This is a genomic window from Rubrivivax albus (genome assembly GCF_004016515.1).
Classification (GTDB): Bacteria; Pseudomonadota; Gammaproteobacteria; order Burkholderiales; family Burkholderiaceae_C; genus Rubrivivax; species Rubrivivax albus.
In genome coordinates this window covers 231537-250801 of the sequence record NZ_SACT01000008.1, presented here as the reverse complement: position 1 = coordinate 250801, position 19265 = coordinate 231537, and the positions used below count along the sequence as shown (strand labels likewise).

General features: G+C 71.0%; 16 protein-coding genes. 2 read left to right on the top strand and 14 right to left on the bottom strand.

Features of this window, described 5'->3' with window-relative positions:
* The first annotated feature begins 57 nt into the window (after positions 1–57).
* A complete protein-coding gene (locus ENE75_RS20610; protein WP_128200225.1) occupies positions 58–1128 on the top strand; it encodes a GSCFA domain-containing protein in 1071 nt (356 codons plus the stop codon).
* Positions 1125–1871, top strand: a complete 747-nt coding sequence (locus tag ENE75_RS20605; RefSeq protein ID WP_128200224.1) for a hypothetical protein — start codon at positions 1125–1127, stop codon at positions 1869–1871. Before ENE75_RS20610 ends, ENE75_RS20605 begins: the two co-directional genes overlap by 4 nt.
* Here ENE75_RS20605 and ENE75_RS20600 read toward each other — a convergent pair.
* The 14 genes from ENE75_RS20600 to ENE75_RS20535 all read right to left on the bottom strand — a co-directional run bounded on the left by ENE75_RS20600 (position 1843) and on the right by ENE75_RS20535 (position 19247).
* Positions 1843–3549, bottom strand: a complete 1707-nt coding sequence (locus tag ENE75_RS20600) for a hypothetical protein (protein ID WP_158289031.1) — start codon at positions 3547–3549, stop codon at positions 1843–1845. The genes ENE75_RS20605 and ENE75_RS20600 overlap by 29 nt on opposite strands.
* Positions 3498–5195, bottom strand: a complete 1698-nt coding sequence (locus ENE75_RS20595; RefSeq protein WP_128200222.1) for a methyltransferase domain-containing protein — start codon at positions 5193–5195, stop codon at positions 3498–3500. Before ENE75_RS20595 ends, ENE75_RS20600 begins: the two co-directional genes overlap by 52 nt.
* A gap of 138 nt (positions 5196–5333) precedes the next feature.
* The gene (locus ENE75_RS20590; protein WP_128200221.1) at positions 5334–6089 is read right to left on the bottom strand and encodes a class I SAM-dependent methyltransferase; all 756 of its coding nucleotides are present in this window, start codon (positions 6087–6089) and stop codon (positions 5334–5336) included.
* Between the two features lie 6 nt (positions 6090–6095).
* Positions 6096–6854, bottom strand: a complete 759-nt coding sequence (locus ENE75_RS20585) for a GSCFA domain-containing protein (RefSeq protein ID WP_128200220.1) — start codon at positions 6852–6854, stop codon at positions 6096–6098.
* Positions 6855–6863: 9 nt separating this feature from the next.
* Entirely contained in the window at positions 6864–7157 is a 294-nt protein-coding gene (locus ENE75_RS20580) for a GSCFA domain-containing protein (protein WP_128200219.1), read from the bottom strand.
* Positions 7154–8053, bottom strand: a complete 900-nt coding sequence (locus tag ENE75_RS20575; RefSeq protein ID WP_128200218.1) for a WcbI family polysaccharide biosynthesis putative acetyltransferase — start codon at positions 8051–8053, stop codon at positions 7154–7156. The genes ENE75_RS20580 and ENE75_RS20575 overlap by 4 nt, the downstream gene beginning before the upstream one ends.
* A complete protein-coding gene (locus ENE75_RS20570) occupies positions 8050–8505 on the bottom strand; it encodes an adenylyltransferase/cytidyltransferase family protein (RefSeq protein ID WP_128200217.1) in 456 nt (151 codons plus the stop codon). The genes ENE75_RS20575 and ENE75_RS20570 overlap by 4 nt, the downstream gene beginning before the upstream one ends.
* Positions 8506–8512: 7 nt before the next feature.
* Positions 8513–9274, bottom strand: coding sequence for a LicD family protein (locus tag ENE75_RS20565; RefSeq protein WP_128200216.1), 762 nt, complete (start codon positions 9272–9274; stop codon positions 8513–8515).
* Positions 9275–9466: 192 nt separating this feature from the next.
* Positions 9467–12352, bottom strand: coding sequence for a glycosyltransferase family 2 protein (locus tag ENE75_RS20560; RefSeq protein ID WP_128200215.1), 2886 nt, complete (start codon positions 12350–12352; stop codon positions 9467–9469).
* Positions 12349–14202, bottom strand: a complete 1854-nt coding sequence (locus tag ENE75_RS20555) for a right-handed parallel beta-helix repeat-containing protein (RefSeq protein ID WP_128200214.1) — start codon at positions 14200–14202, stop codon at positions 12349–12351. Before ENE75_RS20555 ends, ENE75_RS20560 begins: the two co-directional genes overlap by 4 nt.
* 18 nt (positions 14203–14220) lie before the next feature.
* Entirely contained in the window at positions 14221–14865 is a 645-nt protein-coding gene (locus ENE75_RS20550) for a hypothetical protein (RefSeq protein WP_128200213.1), read from the bottom strand.
* 5 nt (positions 14866–14870) lie between these two features.
* Positions 14871–15632, bottom strand: a complete 762-nt coding sequence (locus ENE75_RS20545) for an acyltransferase (RefSeq protein WP_128200212.1) — start codon at positions 15630–15632, stop codon at positions 14871–14873.
* Between the two features lie 2 nt (positions 15633–15634).
* On the bottom strand, positions 15635–18067 hold the full coding sequence (locus ENE75_RS20540; protein WP_128200211.1) for a glycosyltransferase: 2433 nt from the start codon (positions 18065–18067) through the stop codon (positions 15635–15637).
* Complete coding sequence (locus ENE75_RS20535) at positions 18054–19247, bottom strand: FkbM family methyltransferase (protein WP_158289030.1); 1194 nt, start codon at positions 19245–19247, stop codon at positions 18054–18056. Before ENE75_RS20535 ends, ENE75_RS20540 begins: the two co-directional genes overlap by 14 nt.
* Positions 19248–19265: the final 18 nt, after the last annotated feature.

Sequence of the window (19265 nt, the reverse complement as noted above, 5' to 3'; positions counted from 1 at the left end):
TAGCGGCCCGCACCTAGAATCCACCGTGCGCCCGGCATCTCGCGGCGCCACGCACGGATGCCCCATCCCTATTCCAGCCTGCCTGCCGAGGCCTTCTGGCGCACGGCCGTCGCCGAACCCGGTCTGCCCGGCTTGCGCGGGCTCTGGCGCGCCAGGTGGCCGCTGCGGCCGAGCGATCCCGTGGCCACCCTGGGTTCGTGCTTCGCGCAGCGCATCGGCCGGGCACTGCGTGGCCAGGGCTGGCACTGGCTGGACGCCGAGCCGGCACCCAGGGGCCTCGACGAAGCCCAGGCCGAGGCCCACGGCTATGGCCTGTTCTCGGCCCGCGTGGGCAATGTCTACACCGCAGCGCAGCTGCGGCAGTGGGTCGAGTGGGCGCTGGACGAGCGTGCATCGCCGCCGACGCTGTGGTGGCGCGACGACCGGGTCTACGACCCGTTCAGGCCCGGCATCGAGCCGGCCGGCTTTGCCTCGGAGCGCGAAGCCCTGGTGCTGCGCCACGCGACGCAGAAGGCCCTGGCCCGCGCCCTGCGTGATGCGCACTGGCTCGTCTTCACGCTGGGCCTCGTCGAGGGGTGGCAGGACCAGCGCGACGGCGTGGTGCTGCCGCTGGCGCCCGGCGTGGTGGCCGGCAGCTTCGACCCGGAACGGCACGTCTGGCGGCAGTGGCGGCATGCCGAGATCGCCGGGGACCTGCTCGCCACGCTGGAACTGCTCAAACGCCACAACCCGGCGTTGCGCCTGCTGCTGAGCGTGTCGCCGGTCCCGCTAACGGCCACGTGTTCGGGGCAGCACGTGCTGGTGGCCAGCACGGCGGCCAAGGCCACGCTGCGTGCCGTGGCCGCCGAGTTGGCCGACACGCACCCGGACATCGACTACTTCCCGGCCTACGAGGTCATCGCCAGCCATCCCGCCCGGGCACGCTTCTTCGACACCAACCTGCGCACCGTGACCGCCGAAGGTGTCGAGAACGTGATGCGCCACTTCTTTGCGGGCCTGGGTGATGTGCCGCCGACGCCAGCGCGCGCGGCTCCGACCCTGGCGCCTGCCACCGCCCCTGACACGGCGGACGCGGAGGCGCAGTGCGACGAGGCTCTGCTGGACGCCTTCAGGCCGAAGACCCGGTGATCAGACGCCTGGTCATCGGCAATTCGCACGTCGCTGCGCTGAAGGCAGCCGGCGCACCGGATGGCCTGGAGATCGACTGGTTCGCCATCCCTGGCGGATACGGGCCGGCCTTGCGTGTCGAGGGCGCCCGGGTGTGGCCAGCGGACCCGGCCGCGAAGCCGTCGATGTGCCTGCACCGGCCCGCGGATCCGTTCGATGGACTGGATCTGTCGGGTTACCAACAGGTCCTGTTCAGCGCTGCGGGTCCGCCGGCCGCCCGTGCGGCCTTCGTGCGTCACCCGTTCGTCGCGCTGTCACTGGCAGCGTGGGCCGATCCGGCAGCGGACCATGGGCCAGCCTGGGTGTCGCAGGCGGTCTGGCGGCTGGCCCTGGAGCGTGCCCTGCACCCGCAGCACGGGGTGAGGGCGTTGCTCGACCTGGCGGCCGTGCTGGGCGAACGCCTGACGGTGCAGCCGGTGCCGCTGCCGTCGGCGCGTGCGGTCGACCTGGACGGCGGCTGGCTGCGTCACCGCTATGGCGCCGAGGCCGGCGCGGCGGTCGCCTGGGCGTGGTCGGTCCAGCACCAATGCCTGCGGGAGCGCGTGGCACGGCGGTCGCCATCGGTGCGCTGGCTGAGCCTGCCCGACCCGGACTGGCTGCAGACCGGATTCACACCGTCGGCCCTGGCCGACCCCGCCGACGCCTGGCACATGAACGCCGACTATGGCGCCACCGTCATGCGTCAGTGGCTGGCGGCGGCGTGACGTGTCCGGGCGGGCGCAGCTGCGCCACCCAGAAGTTCCGGTGCTGCTGCAGTTTGCTGCCTTCGGCGATGGCCTCGTCGAGCAAGCGCGCTGCTTGCAGCGGCAGCCCGGCGGCGTCGACCACGTTCTGCAGCCGAGCCGCCAGGGCATCCAGGAAGGCGCGCCGGCGCGCCAGCGCGCGGGTGCGCACCGCCTCGCGCGTGATGTCCCCTCGGGCCAGGCGCGCGCGCAGGTCGGCCACCGCGTCGCGCACGCCGGCCGGGTCGTCGTCGACGACGCGGCTGTGTGCGGGGTCGTAGAAGTCGTCGCGTCCGCCCAGCGAGCGCGTGCTGACCACCGGCAGGCCGCACAGCAGGTATTCCAGTGACGCGTAGCAGGCGCCCTCGGCGGCCGACAGCATCAGGCCGACGTCGGCCTCGCCCAGCGCCGCGGCCACGCCCTCGGCGCTCAGGTTGCGGCGGATCTCGCGCGCCCCCAGGGCGTCCAGGTCCACGCGACGGGTGGCCCCCTCGTCGCGCTCCTGCACGTCGTAGCTGACGAACAGGCGCTCGGGCACCTGCACGCTGAGTTCGTGGCGCTTGAAGGCCAGCGGCTTGGCGTTGAGCACGGCCTGGAAGCGCCGCGCACCTGTGGCCGGCACGAAGCGCCGCGGGTCGATCAGCGAGGCGTTGTTGAAGTGCATGGCGTCGAAGCCCGGCACCAGGGTGCGGAAGGCTGCCAGTTCCTCGGCGCTGTTGAGCAGGAAGTGCAGCTGCGCGGCGCGCTGCACCACGCCGTCGCCGGAGAGCAGCCGCCGCAGGTGGCGCAGCGCGGCCTCGTCGCGGTGCCAGCTGAAGCTGAACAGCACGTGCGTGCGCCCGTCCAGCAGGCCGCAGGCGGCCAGCTGCGGGATCACCTCCACCGAGTCGTGGAACCACAGCAGGCGCAGCCGGGTGGTGTTGAGCAGCCAGCGCAGGCGCTGCGCACGTCCGCCGGCGTCCACCACGCTCCAGCCGGCAAAGCCGCTGTTCAGGCCCAGACCCCAGAACATCTCGTGGCCCGGCCGCCGTACCACCAGGCTGTGCGCGCAGCGCGGCGCGATCAGCGCATCGGTGTAGGTGCGCTCCAGGGGGCGCTCGTAGTCGTCGACGAAGACATGGGTGTGCGGCCCCATCAGCTGGCGTGTCCAGTGCAGCGGCAAGCTGCGCCCGGGGCAGCCGGCGTCGAAGCCGAAGGGTGCGTCGACGACGATCACGTCCCAGTCGGTGCGCTCCAGCTCCGGCGGCAGCGGGAAGGCCGCCAGGCTTTCGCGGACCGCAGCGTCCAGCGGCAGGCTGCTGGCCACCGTTCGGCCCGCGTAGGACACGCGCAGCACCTGCAGGTCGGGATGGCGCTGCAGCGCATGGCGGGCCCAGTGTTCGTTGTCCTCGACGAACAGCGTGCAGCCGTCGGCATTGAGCCGCTGCCACATGCCGGCGTCGCGGCCGAGGCCGAACACCAGCAGCCGGCAGCCCGGCGCGCGGCCGCGCACCGTGTTGGCGATCATCTCGATCTGCGGCGGGGCGAGCTGGATCTCGTCGGTGTACTGCTCGGCCAGGGCGTCGATGGTCAGCGGCGGCATGCCGCGCAGCGTGCCGCCGTTCCGTGTCAGCCGCGTGACGCGGCCGGCCGCGCGGGAAAGCGCAGCAGCATCCGGCACAGGTGCGGGTCCTCGCCGGCGTAGACCGACAGGCCGAACCCGGTCTCGAAGTGCTCGCGCCGGGCACCGCGGCCGGTTTCCAGCGCCGCCACCAGCGCGTCGGCGTCGATGAAGCGGCGGTAGTGGGTGGTGCCGAAGCTCTTCTTCAGCGCCTGGTCGCGGTCGGTGCGGAACTCGGCGGCGAAGCGGAAGCCGCGCGTGAGCTGCCGGCACAGGGCGTCCAGCAGGCCCTGCTGCAGGTCCTCCGGGATCGCGTGCAGGAAGAAGCGGCAGTAGACCAGCACCTCGGCATCGCCGGCGGCCGCGGCCTCGGCGGCCAGCAGGGCGTCCAGTGCCGCGGCGTCGCGCAGGTCCAGCACCTGGAAGCGCGCCGCGTCCAGCCCGGCGGCGTGGGCGTGGCGGCTGGCGGCGTCCACCGCTGCGTGGGCCGCGTCCACGCCCAGCACCGGGTGCCCGTGGCGGGCGAAGTGCAGCGTGTCGCGGCCGTTGCCGCAGCCGAACTCGATGACGCGCACCGGCGCCGGCCGGCGCCCCAGCACGCGGCCCGCCAGCCCCGCCGGCGGTGGCTGCAGGCGCGGCAGCACGAACTCGGCGAAGGTCGACGGCCGCATCTGCCCCTGGTGGGCGTAGAAGCTCTCCCAGTACAGGCGCAGCACCGCGGCCTCGTCCAGCGCGTGCGCGGTGGACAGGCGGCGCGTCTTGTCGAAGTGCGAGAAGCCCTGGTCGGGCACGCGCCAGGCCGGCCCGTAGAGCTGCAGCAGCATCTCGTCGTGGCGCGCCGGGATCGGCAGCGTGTAGCGCCCGATGCGCCCAGGCACCAGCGCCAGTCCGTCGTCGCCCACCGCCATCGCCGGGCCATGGAAGCCGTAGGAGATGTCCAACTGGCCCTCGCCGTCCACCCAGGCGTAGAAGAGGTCGATGGGCAGGCTGCCCTTGTCGGCCGAGATCTTTATGAGGTTGGCGTACTGGCCCACCTTCACGTGCAGGCCGTCGTCGATGAGCGCGCGTGCCACGCGCTCGAACTCGGCGCGCACCGCCTCGGGCGTGCGCTGGCGCGAGAGGTAGGCGAGGTCGATGTCGTCGTCGCTGGCGATGAAGTCGCCTTCACGGATGCAGCCCAGCAGCGCGCCATAGGTCACGAAGACCTCGGCGCCGATGGCGCCCTGCACCACGCGCCGGATGCGCTCGAACAGCGCGTCGATCTGCGCGAAGAAGGTCTCGTTGCGGTCCAGCCGCAGGCCGAGTTGGCCGTTCTTCTGGAAGGCCATGCCCTCGCCGATGCGGGCGAGCAGTTCGCCGGCCCGGCTGGCGCGGCCGTTGGCCACCACGTGAACCTGGTTGCCGTCGGCCCAGGGCACAGGGGTGTCGCCGGCGGTCACGGTGAGCATGTCGCCGTCGCCCAGGTGATCGAACAGCGCCTGCACCTTGAACAGGAAGCCGCTGCCGGCGTGGCGGTTGTCCCAGTAGCCGGGCCGCCCGGCGCCGGTGGAGGCCACGGGCTCGCCGTTCAGCCGCAGCGTCAGCAGCGTGCCGGTGTGGTCGGGGTGCAGATTGCCGTGGATGCCATAGCCGGGCTGCGGCGCGTTGACCTTGCCGGCAAGGGGGCGGACGGTGGGCGTGGAATCGGCTTCAGAAGCTGGCGGCATGGGGCTCTGGTTTAGCCAGATGCCACGAACCGCCGGTGCTTTGGGCCCGACCAGGCTGGCACCTGTGTCGGTCACGAGTTTGTCACAAAGTGGTTTGGACCAATCGATCTTGCCGGTGCCCCGCCGGCCGGGCGATGCTCAGAACCGCTTGAGGATGGCCACCAGTTCCCAGGTCATGAAGTCCTCGTCGCTGAAGTCATGGCCGCGATCGCGCGCCCGGGCGAACAGGCGGCGGTCGGGTGTGCCCCAGCGATAGGTGGTCATGCCGACGAAGAACTGGCCCACGGCCTCGAAGTCCTGGCGGATCTGGGTGTAGGACCGCCGGTTCTTGCCCTGGCCGTGGTAGACCTGATCCAGGATCGCGTCGACATGGGTGCCAGGGAGAGCCTGCGCAGTCAGGTGATCGCGCATCTCCGCCTCGGTGTGGGTCAGGTGACCCCAAGGTGGCAACGGATCGCCGGGGCCACCGAAGCAGTAGCGCTTGCCGTCCAGGATCAGCCAGATGTGATGGCCGAGCCGGCAGGGCCACAAGGGACCGCCATGCATCACGATCAGCCCGCCGGGCCTGAGCTTGCGCAGTGCCTCCTTCAGACAGACGGTGAGGTCGGGCAGGTGCTCCAGTGCGCTGCAGGCGATCACGGCGTCGGCCAGCGGCAGCGAGTCGGGCAGTGCGCGTGCGTCGGCCACGTGGTGGTGGTAGCCCTGGGGTACCGGCCCCTTGTACTGGGCCTCCAGCGGCGTCAGGTTCACGCCGTGCACCGCGGCGGCGCCTTCCTGCAGCAGCAGCGTGTTCAGCCGCGTGGGCAGGCCCGCGACGTCGATGATCACCTTGCCGGCGAAGTCCTGCAGGCCGTGACGCAGGTGAAAGAGGATGGTCTTCTCGTAGCGGTCCATGGAGCCTTAGCGCGGGTCGAGCGCGCGCAGCGAGTGCGCGATCGTCTCCTCGTCGCAGACCACGTCGCGGGTCTGCGCCGTGGCCATCGCGGGCAGTGCCGAAGTCGACGCGCCGGCACCCCCGAGCACGTGCGCCGTGAACAGCCGCATCACGTGCGCGACGCCCGCCTCGGTGACCTGTCGCAGGTCGTCGGCCCAGTAGCGGCCCTGAGCTGCCGGCGAGGTGATGACCTCGTAGGAGGGAAAGTACAGCACCCGCTCGTGGCGCTGCGCTGCCTCGTCGGCGGCGACGCGCAGCACAGCCTTGCTGTAGGTGGTGGCGGTCCAGACCTGGCGGTCCTCGAAGGTGGCGATCAGCGGCACCGGCGAGACGGTGAGCACCACGCCGCAGGCCGGGTTCACGCTGCGCAGCCGGGAAATGAAGGCGTCGAGGTCGGCGCGAACCTCGTCGACGCCGAAGTTGATGAAGGCGTGCCGCCGTGGGTCGAAGGCGCCCGCTGCAACACCTGGTGCAAGGGGGTAGACGGCCCCGTCCTCAAGGCTGTGCCAGGCCTCGGTGAGCCCGAGCGTGAACACCAGCCAGCAGGCCTGCGTGAACATGGCGCGCACGTGGGCCAGGTGTTCGTCGCGCGCCGCGGTCACGGCGGCCGGGGTGTCGAAACCGTCGGGCTCCACCTGCGGACGGAAAGGGTCGACCCAGCGGCCGTCGGTGCGTTGCCAGGCCGCGTCCTGTGGCGTGAAGCGGCCGAAGGCACGGTCGAACAGCTGAACTGCCTAGCGTACCGTGTAGACGTTGCCGAAGCGGGCGCTGAAGACGCCGTACTGCCGCGCCCGCGCCTGTGCCTCGGGCATCGAAGGCGGAGCCGCTTCCGTGACCAGGTAGTGCCCACCGCTGTTTGCCAGATGGCGCGCGATGTGCTGCGCGAAGCAGCTTCCCAGCGTGGCCACCGGCTCGTCGAGGCCGATGCGCATCGCATGCGACACCGGGTCGACCTGGCCGGCCGCGGGCCAGCTCATGGCGCGTGACCAGAACTGACGGTCCTTGGCTTGCGCGTAGGGGTTGCTCATGGGCAGGCCATTGCGGTGATGCGCCGCAGCGCTCGATCGATCGGCGAGGCATCCTGGTAGGTGATCTCCAGGTCTTCACGGCCGAGGCCCTGGCGCAAGTAGCCGGCGAAGGCCTGGGCGACGAAGTCCTCGACACCGTCGATGAAGCGGTTCTGCGTCAGGTACTTCCAGGCGTAGCTGCCGCCATGGATGCCGAGGCGCTCGGCGATTTCAGGGTAGACCGGCCAGATCGTGCCATTGAGCCCGTCGTGGATCTCGCCAGACTGCACCTCGCGCCGAAGCGGCAGCCCGGCCTCCTCGGCCAGCACGCGCGCCAGGTGCACCACGGCGTCCAAGCGCGGGTGGTTGATGGAATGCATGAAGCAGCCTTCACGCTTGACTGCCAGGAACCAGTCGGCCAGCCGGTGCGCCAGGCCGGCGTCGGCGAAGGCGCGCTGAAGGTCCTTGAGGCCAGGCGCCCAGGCGTCGAAATAGCCCAGCGCGGCAAAGGTCTCGGCGCGGAACAGCGCCGCGGTGGCGCCGGCGTCCAGGCCGTTGCGCCAGCCCCAGACGACGATGGCGGAGTTGTAGTGCGGTGAGGTGAGCGTGCGCGTTCCGCGGTGCCAGGCGTAACAGATGTCGGGCTGGAAGGCACCGAACTGGATCAGCGGCAGCAACTGCACGCGCTTGCCGTGTGCCTGCGCCGCCGCGCGGCCGACCTTGTTGTTGGGCGAGAGCAGCCACAGGTCGGTGCTGGCCGCCAGCGTGTCGAGCTTGGCCCGCAGCGCGTCGGGCGTCTCGCCGGTCAACGGCAGAGCGTGCGTCTCGCTGGCTGCACCCATGCGCAGCAGGGCGGCTGCCAGGCCCGCCGTCAGGCAGTTCCCGGAGACGAGCACGCGCGGCGCGCTGGCCGTCACAGGCGCGCCACCAGGTCCTGCAGGTGCTGCACTGCACGTTGCAGTTCGGCCACGCGGTCCAGGTGCAGCGCATTGACCATTTGCCGGATCTCGGTGGTGGACACGTCGCGTGTGCGCGGCAGATAGACCACCTTGCACAGGTCCGACAGGTCGTCGAAGCGCCCGACCCAGTCGTCGCCCATGGCAAAGATGTCGGCGCGTTCGCGAACGATGTCGTCGCGCTTCTGCTCCCATCGCTGCTCCGGGAAGACGGCGTCGACCTCGCGGATGGCGGCGACGATGTCGGCGCGGTGCGCGTAGGGCACGACCGTCTTCTTGCCCTTGATCGCGTTGAACTCGTCGGTGGACACACCCACGACCAGCCGGTCACCCAGGCCGCGCAGGCGCTGCAGCAGCCGCAGGTGGCCGATGTGGAAGAGGTCGAAGGTGCCGTAGGTGATGACGGTGGTCATGGGCAGGTCAGGCCAGCGGTGCGGCGAGCCGGAAGGCGTCCGGGCCGTCGTAGGCGATGTCAAGTGCCAGCCGATGCTCCAGGATCGCGCGGTCCCGGATCGGGTACAGGCCGCGCTGCTGGAAGTGGCGGATGCGTTCATCGAGCCAGGCCTGGTCCACCATGTGGATGCGCAGCGTCGCCTCGTCGGTGCGGAAGTGCGAGCGCCGGAAATAGTCCGTCGGGTCGCGCATGGCCTGCAGCCGCAACGGGCCGAAGGGCACGCGATGCGTGGGGTAGACGTCGTCGACGAAGCAATGGCGGTCTGCGAACCAGCGGCGGAAGTCGGGGTGCGCGTAGTGCAGTGCGCTGCGCCCGTCCATCTGTTCGCGGCGCGAGATGAAGATGTCGAAGCAGTAGTAGCGGGTGGCCGACGTGGGCACCTTCGGGTGCCGCAGGTAGAACTGGTAGTGGCCGTTGCCCCGGTGCTTGTCGTTCTGCAGGATGCCGTGGGCCTTCAGCGTGGGCAGCAGGGAGACCAGGGCCTGCTCGTAATAGCCCTCGACCATGATGTCGAAGTCGTCGTCCCAGGGGATGAAGCCGGCATGTCGCACGGCGCCCAGCGCGGTGCCGGAGTGCAGGAAATACGGGATCTCGGCGCGGTCCAGCAGGTCGGTGAACAGCGCGACGAAGACGTAGAAGTCGCGCAGGAACGCCTGCGGGATGGCAATGCGGTCGATGAATTCGGCCAGTTCCGGGTCGCCGGCGGTGGGGGCGGTCAACGTGCTCATCGTTCGCGGTGGGGGGCGCTGTGCAGATCGGTGGGCGGATGGCTTGCAGCGCGGTACGCGGCATAACCGTCCGGCGGATCGGCGGGCGCGGCAGCGTGACTGTCGCGCCCGCCAGGTGTCGCACCCGCGGGCGCGGCGATGGATTCATCACAATGGTACAGGCGCCGCATCAGGGCCTGGACGCGGCTCGGCTCAAGTGCAGGCATGGCGCACCACCTCCGAGGCCGCGAAATCACGTGCAAAGGCCTGCAAGGTCAGGCGGTCACGCAGGGCCGCGGCCTTCAGGCAGGCGTGGGCCGCGGCAATGCGCCCGTGGTCGGCCAGCAGCCGCGGGATGTCGGCAGGGTGGTCGAAGTACAGCGGATAGTCGGCCCCCACGTACTCCTCCACGGCAGGGTGCCGGCAGACCACGATGGGGGTTGCGCGCGCAATGCACTCGATCACCGCGTTGTTGGCCGAGGTGTCGTAGAAGTCCACGAAGACGAGGTTCTCCGCCAACAGGCGGTCGTATTCGTCGTTCTCCAGAAAGCCGATCTGATCCACCGGCGGCACGGTGGTCAGGCCATGCACGCGGCGCTCGGCGTAGCGCATCATGTTCTTCGTCCAGTCGCGGCCCAGCAGGGTCGGCTTCAGGCCCGGCACCTGCAGGTGGTTCACCGCGGCCAGCTTGCGCAGCCACCAGCCCACCTGCACCAGCCGCTTGTCGGGGTTGGCCAGGTAGCGGTCCATCGAGAAGGCCTCGTCGACGAACTCTGTCGGGTGCAGCAGCACGCTGATCGGGAAGGCCGGCCGCAGCGTCTGTTCGAGCCAGCGCCGGTGGTAGTCGCTGAGCACGAACAAGCCCCGACACTCGCGCTGGCTGCGCCGCCAGCTGTCCAGCGACAGCACGCGGGCCGGGCTCTGTTCGGCCTGGAACCAGCCGGGCACGCCCGGCGGCACGTGCAGGAAGCCGACCCAGGGCCGGGTGAACGGGCGTACCGGCCCGCAGCCGCCGTCGCCGGGGTCGGAGCCCCAGACGAAGCGCTTCTCCAGGAAGGTGTGGCACTCGACCTCGGCGTCAGCCGCGTGGAACGGCTCGAACGCCTGCAGCACGTAGGTCCAGCCGCTGCGGTGGGTGCCGTAGTGCTGGGCGAGCTGCGCGCCGAAGTCGAAGCGGGGCGCGGCGTTGCCGGGCGCGCCGCCCGTGCCGGTGCCCGCGTCGGTGCGCGCGGCCCGCCGCGGCGCCACGTGCACCGGGGCATGCACCACGGTGCCCGGCGGCAGGAAGGGCCGCACGATGGCGTCCCAGGTGCGCGCGTCGGCGTGGCGGCGGTTGTGCGACGCCGGGTCCACGTGGTACAGGCCCAGCGGCTGCGGGTCGTGCAGCACGCGCGCGCCGCCGGCCACCGCGCGCAGCCACAGCGCGAAGTCGGCATAGGTGCCGTGCGCCGCCTCGTCGAAGGGCGCGAAGCGCGCGTGCAGGTCGCGCCGCCACACCGGCATGCAGTGCGGGAAGTTCATGCACTGTGTGACGGCGCCGCCGGCGTCGCGCAGGAAGAAGTCCTCCAGCGCGCGCGGCCCGGCGCTGCCGCCGGCAAACCAGCACTCCAGCGCGTGCGCCGCGGCCAGCGCCGGCACGTCGCCGGCGAAGGTGGTGAGCTCGGCCGCGTCGTGCGTGATGGCCACCGCGGCCGAGGCCAGGTCGGCGCCGGTGGCCTCCAGCCAGTCCACCAGACGGGCGAGCTGGCGGCGGTCGCGCCGGTCGTCGAGGTTGGCGTTGCTGAGATAGCGGCCGCGCGCCAGGCCGATGGCGTGGTTCCAGCAGCCGTAGATGCCGGGGTCGGCGTCCAGCGCCTCCAGCCGGACCTGCGGCGTGACCAGCGCGAAGTGGCCGAGGACCAGATCCTGCGCCAGGTTGGGCTGCGGGCAGACGACGATGGCCTCGGCGCGCGCCTCGAAGCCGTCCAGGCGCAGCAGGTTGTCCAGGAAGGAGAAGGCCACCGCCTCGCCGCGGAAGGCCGAGGTGATCAGCGACACCTGCGGCGCGGGCAGCGCCGCCGGCGGCGGCAACGGCGCCGGGCGCCAGGGCAGCAGCGGGTCCTGCGCCTGCAGCGCGGCGGGCAGCGGGCGTTCCCACTGGCGGCACCACTGCGCCACCGCCCAGTCCAGCAGCGCCAGCATGGCGCCGGTGGGGCGACCGCTGTCGCGGCGCAGGCGCTCGGCCTGCGCGCTGGGCGTGCGCGGGCGCTGCGCCGCCGGCTCGTTCAGCGCCAGCGCACGCAGGTGGTCCAGCAGGGCGTCGAACAGGGCCTCGCTGCGCGGCTCCAGCCGGCGGTCGGTGTCCTGCGGCAGGTCGCGCCGGCGCAGCGGCAGCACCGGCCAGACGTAGCGGCCCACACGGTCGCGGTGGCGCTGCCCATGCGGCTCGGTGGGGAAGACCGCCAGCGCCTCGGTGAAGGCCAGGCGCGCCGGCCCGCGCAACGCCGCCAGCGTCAGCACCTCGGCCAGGTAGCCGGAATAGCCGGGCTCGGCGTCGTAGCCGACGTGGCCGAGCACGTCGTCCAGCCAGTCGCGGCGCACGACCAGGCCGCCGCAGTAGGCACCGGCCAGCGCCACCAGCGTGCCCACGGCGCGCGCTGCCGGCGGCAGCGTGGCCAGCGCGCGGTGCGCGGCCAGCGCGTGTTCGCCCACCGCGGGCAGCGTGATCAGTGCGTCGAGATCGCGCCGCGCCAGCACGGTGGTGGCGTCGGCGCGCCAGCCGATCTCGTCGCCTTCATGCAGCAGGCAGACCCAGTGCCCGGCGCAGGAGCGCACGGCGCGGCGCAGCGCGCGCGCGGTGCACCCGTGGTCGCAGACGTAGTCGTGGTCGGCGGAGGCCAGCGCGGCCTGCCAGGCCACCGGCAGCGCCGGCAGCGGCCCGTCGACGAGGCCGGCGGGGTCGTGCTCCAGCAGTTCCAGCAGCAGCGCCTGCACGCGCGCACCGGTGCCGTCGCGCAGGCGCTGCACCGAATGCAGCGTGCGCGCGTGGGCGGCGGCGTTCCAGGTGCTGGCGAGGACGAGGACGGTGAGGTCGGTGGGGGCGGGCAGGGGCGCGGTCACTTCGTCGCAGGCGGCCGTCGCGGCGGGTTGGGAGGCACCTGGTTGCACTGGGCCAGTGCGTCGGTGTAGCAGCGGTAGGCCTTGGCGCCGGCCTTGCACTGGGTCACGGCCTGGCGGGTGCAGGCGTTCTCGATGCCGCCGTTGAAGATCGCCCAGCCGAAGGGCGTGTACTCGCCGGCCACGGTGTTGCCGCGCACATCGTACCCACTGGCCCCGTGGTCCAGGTACACGGCGCCGACCATGCGTACCCAGGCGCCGGTGCGGTTCTTGGGCTCGCCGCGCGGCGGCAGGCCGGCCGGCAGGCCCTGCAGGTTCGGCTCGGGGTCGGCGATGCGGTTGTTGACGACGCGCTTCTCGATGCCCGGGTCCACGGGGTCGGGCTTGTCGCGCCCCTTGCCGCCGCCGTTGATGTAGATCGCGCCGCAGTCGTTCAGCATCTGGCAGAAGTGGGCCACGGTGTTGCCGGCCACCACCAGCTGCGGGGCGAGGCCACTGCCGCGGTCAAAAGCGCCGCGCTCACCGAGCATGATGCCGGCGAAGCCGACGTGGGCGATGTCGTTCTCGCGGATGTCGGCGCGCACGAAGCCGGTGGCGCGCAGGCCGTTGAACTGCATCGTCAGTGCCGGCTGCACGCCGATGCGGCCGGCGTTGCGGATCCGGTTGCCGCGCACCTCGAGCTGCAGCGCCTCGGTGACCAGGATGCCGTTGTTGCCGGTGTCCTCGATCTGGTTGTCGACGATGGCCACGCGCTCGGCCTGGCTGACATGGACGCCGTGTTCCGCCGCGTCCCGCAGCCGGTTGCGCGTGATCTCCACACGGCCGATGCCGTGCACGCGCAGCGCCGGGCCGGCGGCCTGGGCGATTTCCAGGTCGCGCAGCACCAGGGTCAGGCCGGGCGCCGTGCGCCGGCCCTCGGTCTCGAAGGCCAGCGCCGGCAGCGTCGCGCGCCCCGGAAGGTCCAGCGCCACGCGGACCCGGCCGGCCAGGTCAGCCGCCGCGGTGCCGGCCGGCATGGCCAGGAACAGGCGCCGCGTTGCCTCGTCGAAGACCCACTCGCCCGGGCGGTCCATCGTGCCGGCACCGTGCACGAACATCGCGCCGAAGCCGGGTTCGACGAAGTCGCGGTCCTCGGCCACCCCGGTGCTGCCTTCGGCCGCGGCGATGCGCACCTCGCCGCGGGCGCCGTCCACCGCGGCGATGCGGTGGCGCGTGAACGACCAGGGCGAGTTCCGCAGCACCAGCTCGGGCCAGCGCTCGGCCGCCACGCCGGCCATCGCCTGCACCTGACGCGCCCAGGCCGGGTCGTCCGACCCCAGGCACATCCAGGCGTTGCATCCCTCGCGCTGCGTGCGCACCGTCGACAGCAGCAGGGTCCGGGGTGCGCGCGCACCGCCCTGGTCGGGGGCCGCCGCGGGAACCCCGTCGAGGCCGTCCACGTCCACCTGCAGCACCGGCGCCTTCAGCGGGCCGAGCACGAACAGCGCCACGCCTTCACGCCGCACCGCCAGGGCTTCGCCAGCGGGCGCCGGTGCCCAGTCGAGGCCCAGCGCCTGGCTGCCGACGGCCGGCAGGATGCGCCCTTTGGCGTCAGCCGTGCCCTGGATCGTCACCGTACCCTGGGCGTCGGGCTGGCAGGGCGACAGCCGCAGCGTGCCCTGGTGCACCACGCCCCCGCCGATCAGCACGCGGTCCCCGGCCTCGAGGCAGGTGACAGCGGCCGAGAACTCGGCCAGCGTGGCATACGCCTTCGATCCCGCCGGGCCGCTACCGCCGATGGCGTAGGTGGCGGCACCCGCATGCGCGGCGCCCAGGGCCGAGGCCACGAAGACGGCAAGGCGGACAGCAAGCATGGGGCGCTCCGGCCCGCGTCAGGCGGGCGTGAAGGGGTTGGTGTAACCGAAGCGTTCGATCGACGTCTTGAAGGCCTTCCGGACCTCTGCGTCGATCTTCGGATCGGCGAAGGCCTCGGCGAAGGCTTTCAGGTCAGCCGGGTCGTACTGGGACGCATTGGCGACGGGCAGTTCCCCAATCGGCTTGCCGATATGGCGGGACAGGTCGTCGACCAGCCTTTGTGCCTGGGAGCCGATGTCGTAGACGTGGAGGTTGGCCGGCCACGGCTGGGCCCCTGCGAACCGATCCAGTGCGTGGTGTTCCTGCACCCAGCGCCAAACGTTCGGCGAGCGCATGAATTCTCCGAAGCTCAGCAACGGCAGCGAGGCGTCGTAGCGCGGGTGCCAGAAGGGGCGGCGCTGCTGGTTGAACTTCGAGTACTTCCAGACCGACCCGATCAGCTCCCACGGGTTGCGGTCGCAGATGAAGACCTGGTAGTCGTCGAAGTTCCAGCCGCGCTCGGCAAATGCAGCCCGCAGTTCATCCGCCGTCGCGTGGTGATGCAGCGGACGCTCGTCGGTGGACACGACGTTGCTGAACCGATCCAGCAGCTTGCGCACCGACGTCGACCCCGTCTTGGGCTTGGAGATCCAGATGAACTTGTGCTTGTGCGAGATTCTCATGGGTGTCAGTTCGATGAAGGCGGGTAGCGGCGGTGGAAGTGGAGCGCCCGTTCGCGGGATCGGGGCAGGTCGTTGCGGGCCCAGTAGCGGTCATGCGCCGGGGTGGCCACGGCAGGAATGCCACGCGCAACGCTCGCGCGAGGAATGTCACGGGTCACGATGCTGCCCATGGCCACGATGGAACCGGCGCCGATCGTCAGATCCTTGAGGATTTTGACATCCTCGCCGACCCAGACGTGCGGCTCCAGGCAGACACCGGAGGCCGGTTCGTTGAGCTGGAGCGGACCGTCGATCGCGTAGATGGGGTGGGCGTCACTATTGCGGATGACGATGTCGTAGGCGAACATGCAGTCGTCGCCGATGATCAGCCAGGGCCGGCCGGCGCCGGCGCCGGCGCCGGAGATCCAGGTGTTCTTGGCCGTCGTCGTGACGCCGTTGCCGATGGCGATGAAGTCGCCTGCCTGTTTCGACCGGATCTGCAGTTCGTGCAGCACGCAGCGCTCGCCGATGACGACCAGCGACTCGTCGCCCGAGAAGCCGATCTGCAGGCTGCCCTGAAGGTCTGTGCCCAGCAGCACGCGGCATCCTCGCGCGCTGCCGAAGTTGACCGAGAGCCTCGCCTTCAGACCGGGCCGTGCGAGCACGAGGTTGGAGGCATCGCCCTGGATGCGCACGTCGCTCGAGGGCTCGACGGGCGCATAGTCCTCCGGCGCGAGGCGCAGCCCCTCGATCACCGATTCCGCGCGGGCGATGGCCGGGCCGTGCATGGTCAGAAATCCGTCCCGCTCATCTCCACCTTCTCGAACCCGGTGGCCAGGCGCATGGCCAGCTCGCTGAACGAGCTCCAGGTGCTGCCCAGCAGCCAGGTGCAGCGGCTGAGCAGCAGGGCGTCGGCCAGCGCGTAGCGGATCTGCGCCGCCGATCGGTCGTACAGCGTACGGGGCAGGAAGCGCAGCCGCTCCCCGTAGACCTGCTGGAACACACGGTAGTTCTCCGGCAGGTCGGTGGCCAGGAAGAGGTGCTGGTGGCGGCCCTCGGCCAGCAGCGCGTCGATGCGGCGGATGAAGGCCGAGTAGTGGCTCTTGGCGCGCCAGTGGTGGATGGCGGCATGGCTTTCGGCGCTCCAGTTCTCGGCGCTGTCCCATGAGTTCTGGTCGAGGCCGGCGCCCGCCTCCATGCGCACGTGTGCACCGATGCTGTGCTGCGGCAGTTCCACCGAATCCACCAGTGCGCGCACGGCTTCCGATGGCCGCAGTGCTTGCAGCAGCCGGTTCTCCGCTTCCCAGTGCGAAGCCGGGTGGCGCAGCACGAAGGCAGAGCGGACGAGGATGTGCTCGTCGCGGTCGGTGTCGACGGGTTCGTCCTTCTGGGCGCCGGGCTCGATCTCCATGTAGTTGTAGCGGCGCAGCGCGTCACGCACATCGCCGGGCAGGTCATCGGCATGCTCCACCACGGGCAGCGTGGTCTCGAAGAGGTCGGCCAGACGGCAGTCGCAATGGTGGTCGGGTGTCCACAGCACCACCAGTTCACGGCCCGTGGCCTCTGCCACAGCTGCAGCGGAACCCAAGGCGCGGAGCCGGTTTCCCAGGCCGTGCTGGGTGTCGATCACCAATTGCCGACGCCTCACCTGCACTGCCGGGGCGCCGGGAGGCGGGCCAGCGTGCACGGTGTCGAAGTGGTCACTGCGCAATTGCACGAAGGCACCGCTGCCATTGCCGCAGGTGGCCGCGACGAGTTCAGCGGTCGGGGCCGGTTCCAGCCGTCGCAGACCGTCGTAGGGGATCCAGTACTCCACCGAAGCGGCACGGCAGGCCGTGGCGTCGACAAAGGCTTCACGTGCGGGTTTGCTGCCGCCATTGACGCAGATGGCCAGGTCTTCGGGCCAGGCGCCGTGGCCAAAGGCGGCGCCGAGGTCGCGCGCCCGTTCCACCGGAAAGTCCGGCGCCAGTTCCACCAGCAGCGTATGACGGCGGCCGCGCTCCAGCGGGGGGCCGCCAGCGGCCGCCACCGCCGCGTCGAAGGCGCCGATTTCGGCCAACCGCTTGCGTTGCAGCAGGGCGTTGAATCGCATGCGGGGCATGTGATAGGCCAGCGGACCGCAGACCCAGGAGACGCGCTCCAGTGCCGCGTAGTGCTCCGCGTCGGTGCGAATGTCCTCATGCACCAGGTGCGGCATCGCGTGTGCACGCCGGCGCAGGCGCACCAGCGTGGGGCTGTCCTCCAGCACGTCGAACGGCGCGAACTGGCGGTCGGCGTTCCAGGGCGGCATCACGAAGGCCAGCCAGCGGTTGACGCGGATGCGGTAGGCCGTGTCGCGCTTCAGTTCGGCCCAGGCGTGATCGGCCCCGCCAGTACCGGCGCCGGCCATGCGCTGCGCGTCGTCGTGCGGGATGTGGTAGATCGACTCACCGTCCACGCCGATGCGGCGCAGGCCGGATCCCGCCATGCGCGCATAGATGTCGTCGTCGTCCCAGCCGTAGGTGGTGATGTACTCGTTGAAGCCACCGATGGCCAGCAGGTCGGCGCGGCGAAGGTAGAAGAAGCCGTTGATGTGCTCCTGCCCGGGCGCAGCCTCGCGCCAGTCGCCGGCGATGAAGCAGCCCTTCGGCAGCGGGTTGCGTGCCAGAAAGTCGGGCTTGAGCGTGATGTCGGCATCGGCCTTGACGATGCGTTCGCCGCGGGCAGCGCGGAAGCCGATGTTGAAGGCCAGCGACAGGATCCAGCGCGGTTCGTCCTCCACCCGCAGCACCCGCACGCGCGGGCCGGCCAGGCCGGCTTCGGTGATGGCGGGGGCCACGGGCTCGGTGGAATTCCAGTCGACGATCACCACTTCGGTGACCTGCGGCAGTGCCAGCCACGTGGGCAGGGCCTTCAGCAGGTTTTCGGTGCGGTTCATGCAGCAGCTGACCACGCTGACGCCGGCGCCGCCGGTCTGGCGGGTAGGCATCATGGCCCCCAGGGCTTCGGGGGCCAGCGGCGGGGCCGGCGTCATGTCGTCGGGCACGCCAAGACGCTGCAGCAGCTGTGCACGCAGTGCTGCGGCCTGGCTGCCCGCCATGCATTTGCCGCTGCGGCCGATGCGGCGCAGCAGTTGCACGGCCAGCGCCGGTTGGTCCAGCCGCACGGCCTGGACAGCTTCATCGAACAGGCGCGACAGGCCGGGGTCGGGCAGAGGCGCGCGGGCGGGGTCAGGCAGGTTCATGCAGTTCGTACCAGTCGTCCCACTGGGCTTCGGTGCGGCGATAGCCCAACGGCTCCAGGAGGTTGCGGATCTTGTCGCGCATCGGGCTGAAGTTGTGTTCCACGGTGATCAGGCGGATTCGCCACTGGTGGAACGGAAAGGCCTGCAGGATGGCGTACTCGCTGCCTTCGGTGTCGATGCTGAGGTAGTCGATGTCTCTCGGTGCGCCCAGGCGGGTCAGCGCGTCGTGCAGCGATACGGTTTCGAACTCCACCAGGTTGGCCGGGTCTGCCGCATAGGCGGCGCGCTTTTCGCCATGCATGTCGGCCGCCATGTCGTCGACGAGGCCGCCGTATTCCTCGGCCAGCACGAAGCGCACCTTGTCGCCGGTATGTGGGCCGATGCAGAGGTTGCTGGTGATGCACTGGCGGTTGGCCTGAAGCCGCGCGAAGCTGCGCGGGTTCGGCTCGATGCAGATGCCATGCCAGCCGTGGCGCTGCTCGAGCAGCCACGTGTTGCTCAGGCGCACACCGTCGGTGGCGCCGAACTCGACGAAGAAGCCGCCACGCTTGCCCCCACTGCGTTCCAGCACCCACAGGTCCTGCCCCAGCTGGGCGGTGGACGCCTGGCGGTCGACGCCCGAGCCTGGCGCCGCGGACATCGCCCCGCCCAGAGCGTTCCCGCGTTGCTGGGCCAAGCTGAGTTCATGCTGCAGCAGTTCTATCTCGCTGCGCAGCATGGTCACCTGGGCTTCCAGCGCCACTGGGCGGGTCTGGCCGTGACCAGCGGCCCCGATCTGCTGCGTGGCCTCGTCCACCAGGGCGGCCGCTTGCGGCAGCAGACCCAGGCGCGCCATTTCGCGCACAGCGCGGGCATGCGCCGCGGTGGGGGCCTGTGGGTCCCCGGTGACCGTGAGTGCAGCGCGGAAGTGGGCCTCGATGCCGGGTGAGTCTTCACGCAATGCCGCAATGCGGCCCAGTGTGTTGTGCGTGCCGGAGATCAACAGGCGGGCCATCAGGGCCGGCGAGCAGCCCCAGGCCAGGGCCTGACGGGCGAATCGGCGGGCCGCCTCGTGGTGATCGCCCTGTTGGTGGGCACAAGCAACCAGCAGGGCAATGCGTGCGCGTTCCGGGTGGCTGTCGAAATCCTCCAGACGCAGGCGCATCAGGGCGGGCCAGTCGCCCATCAGCCACTGAGCCATCGCGGAAGACACGGGCTT

Bases quoted from the DNA above. Each gene is read 5' to 3' on its own strand.
- ENE75_RS20610 (WP_128200225.1), top strand. From the start codon at position 58: ATGCCCCATCCCTATTCCAGCCTGCCTGCCGAGGCCTTCTGGCGCACG.
- ENE75_RS20595 (WP_128200222.1), bottom strand. From the start codon at position 5,195: ATGCCGCCAGCTTCTGAAGCCGATTCCACGCCCACCGTCCGCCCCCTT.
- ENE75_RS20590 (WP_128200221.1), bottom strand. From the start codon at position 6,089: ATGGACCGCTACGAGAAGACCATCCTCTTTCACCTGCGTCACGGCCTG.
- ENE75_RS20580 (WP_128200219.1), bottom strand. From the start codon at position 7,157: ATGAGCAACCCCTACGCGCAAGCCAAGGACCGTCAGTTCTGGTCACGC.
- ENE75_RS20570 (WP_128200217.1), bottom strand. From the start codon at position 8,505: ATGACCACCGTCATCACCTACGGCACCTTCGACCTCTTCCACATCGGC.
- ENE75_RS20565 (WP_128200216.1), bottom strand. From the start codon at position 9,274: ATGAGCACGTTGACCGCCCCCACCGCCGGCGACCCGGAACTGGCCGAA.
- ENE75_RS20555 (WP_128200214.1), bottom strand. From the start codon at position 14,202: ATGCTTGCTGTCCGCCTTGCCGTCTTCGTGGCCTCGGCCCTGGGCGCC.
- ENE75_RS20550 (WP_128200213.1), bottom strand. From the start codon at position 14,865: ATGAGAATCTCGCACAAGCACAAGTTCATCTGGATCTCCAAGCCCAAG.
- ENE75_RS20545 (WP_128200212.1), bottom strand. From the start codon at position 15,632: ATGCACGGCCCGGCCATCGCCCGCGCGGAATCGGTGATCGAGGGGCTG.
- ENE75_RS20540 (WP_128200211.1), bottom strand. From the start codon at position 18,067: ATGAACCTGCCTGACCCCGCCCGCGCGCCTCTGCCCGACCCCGGCCTG.
- ENE75_RS20535 (WP_158289030.1), bottom strand. From the start codon at position 19,247: ATGGCTCAGTGGCTGATGGGCGACTGGCCCGCCCTGATGCGCCTGCGT.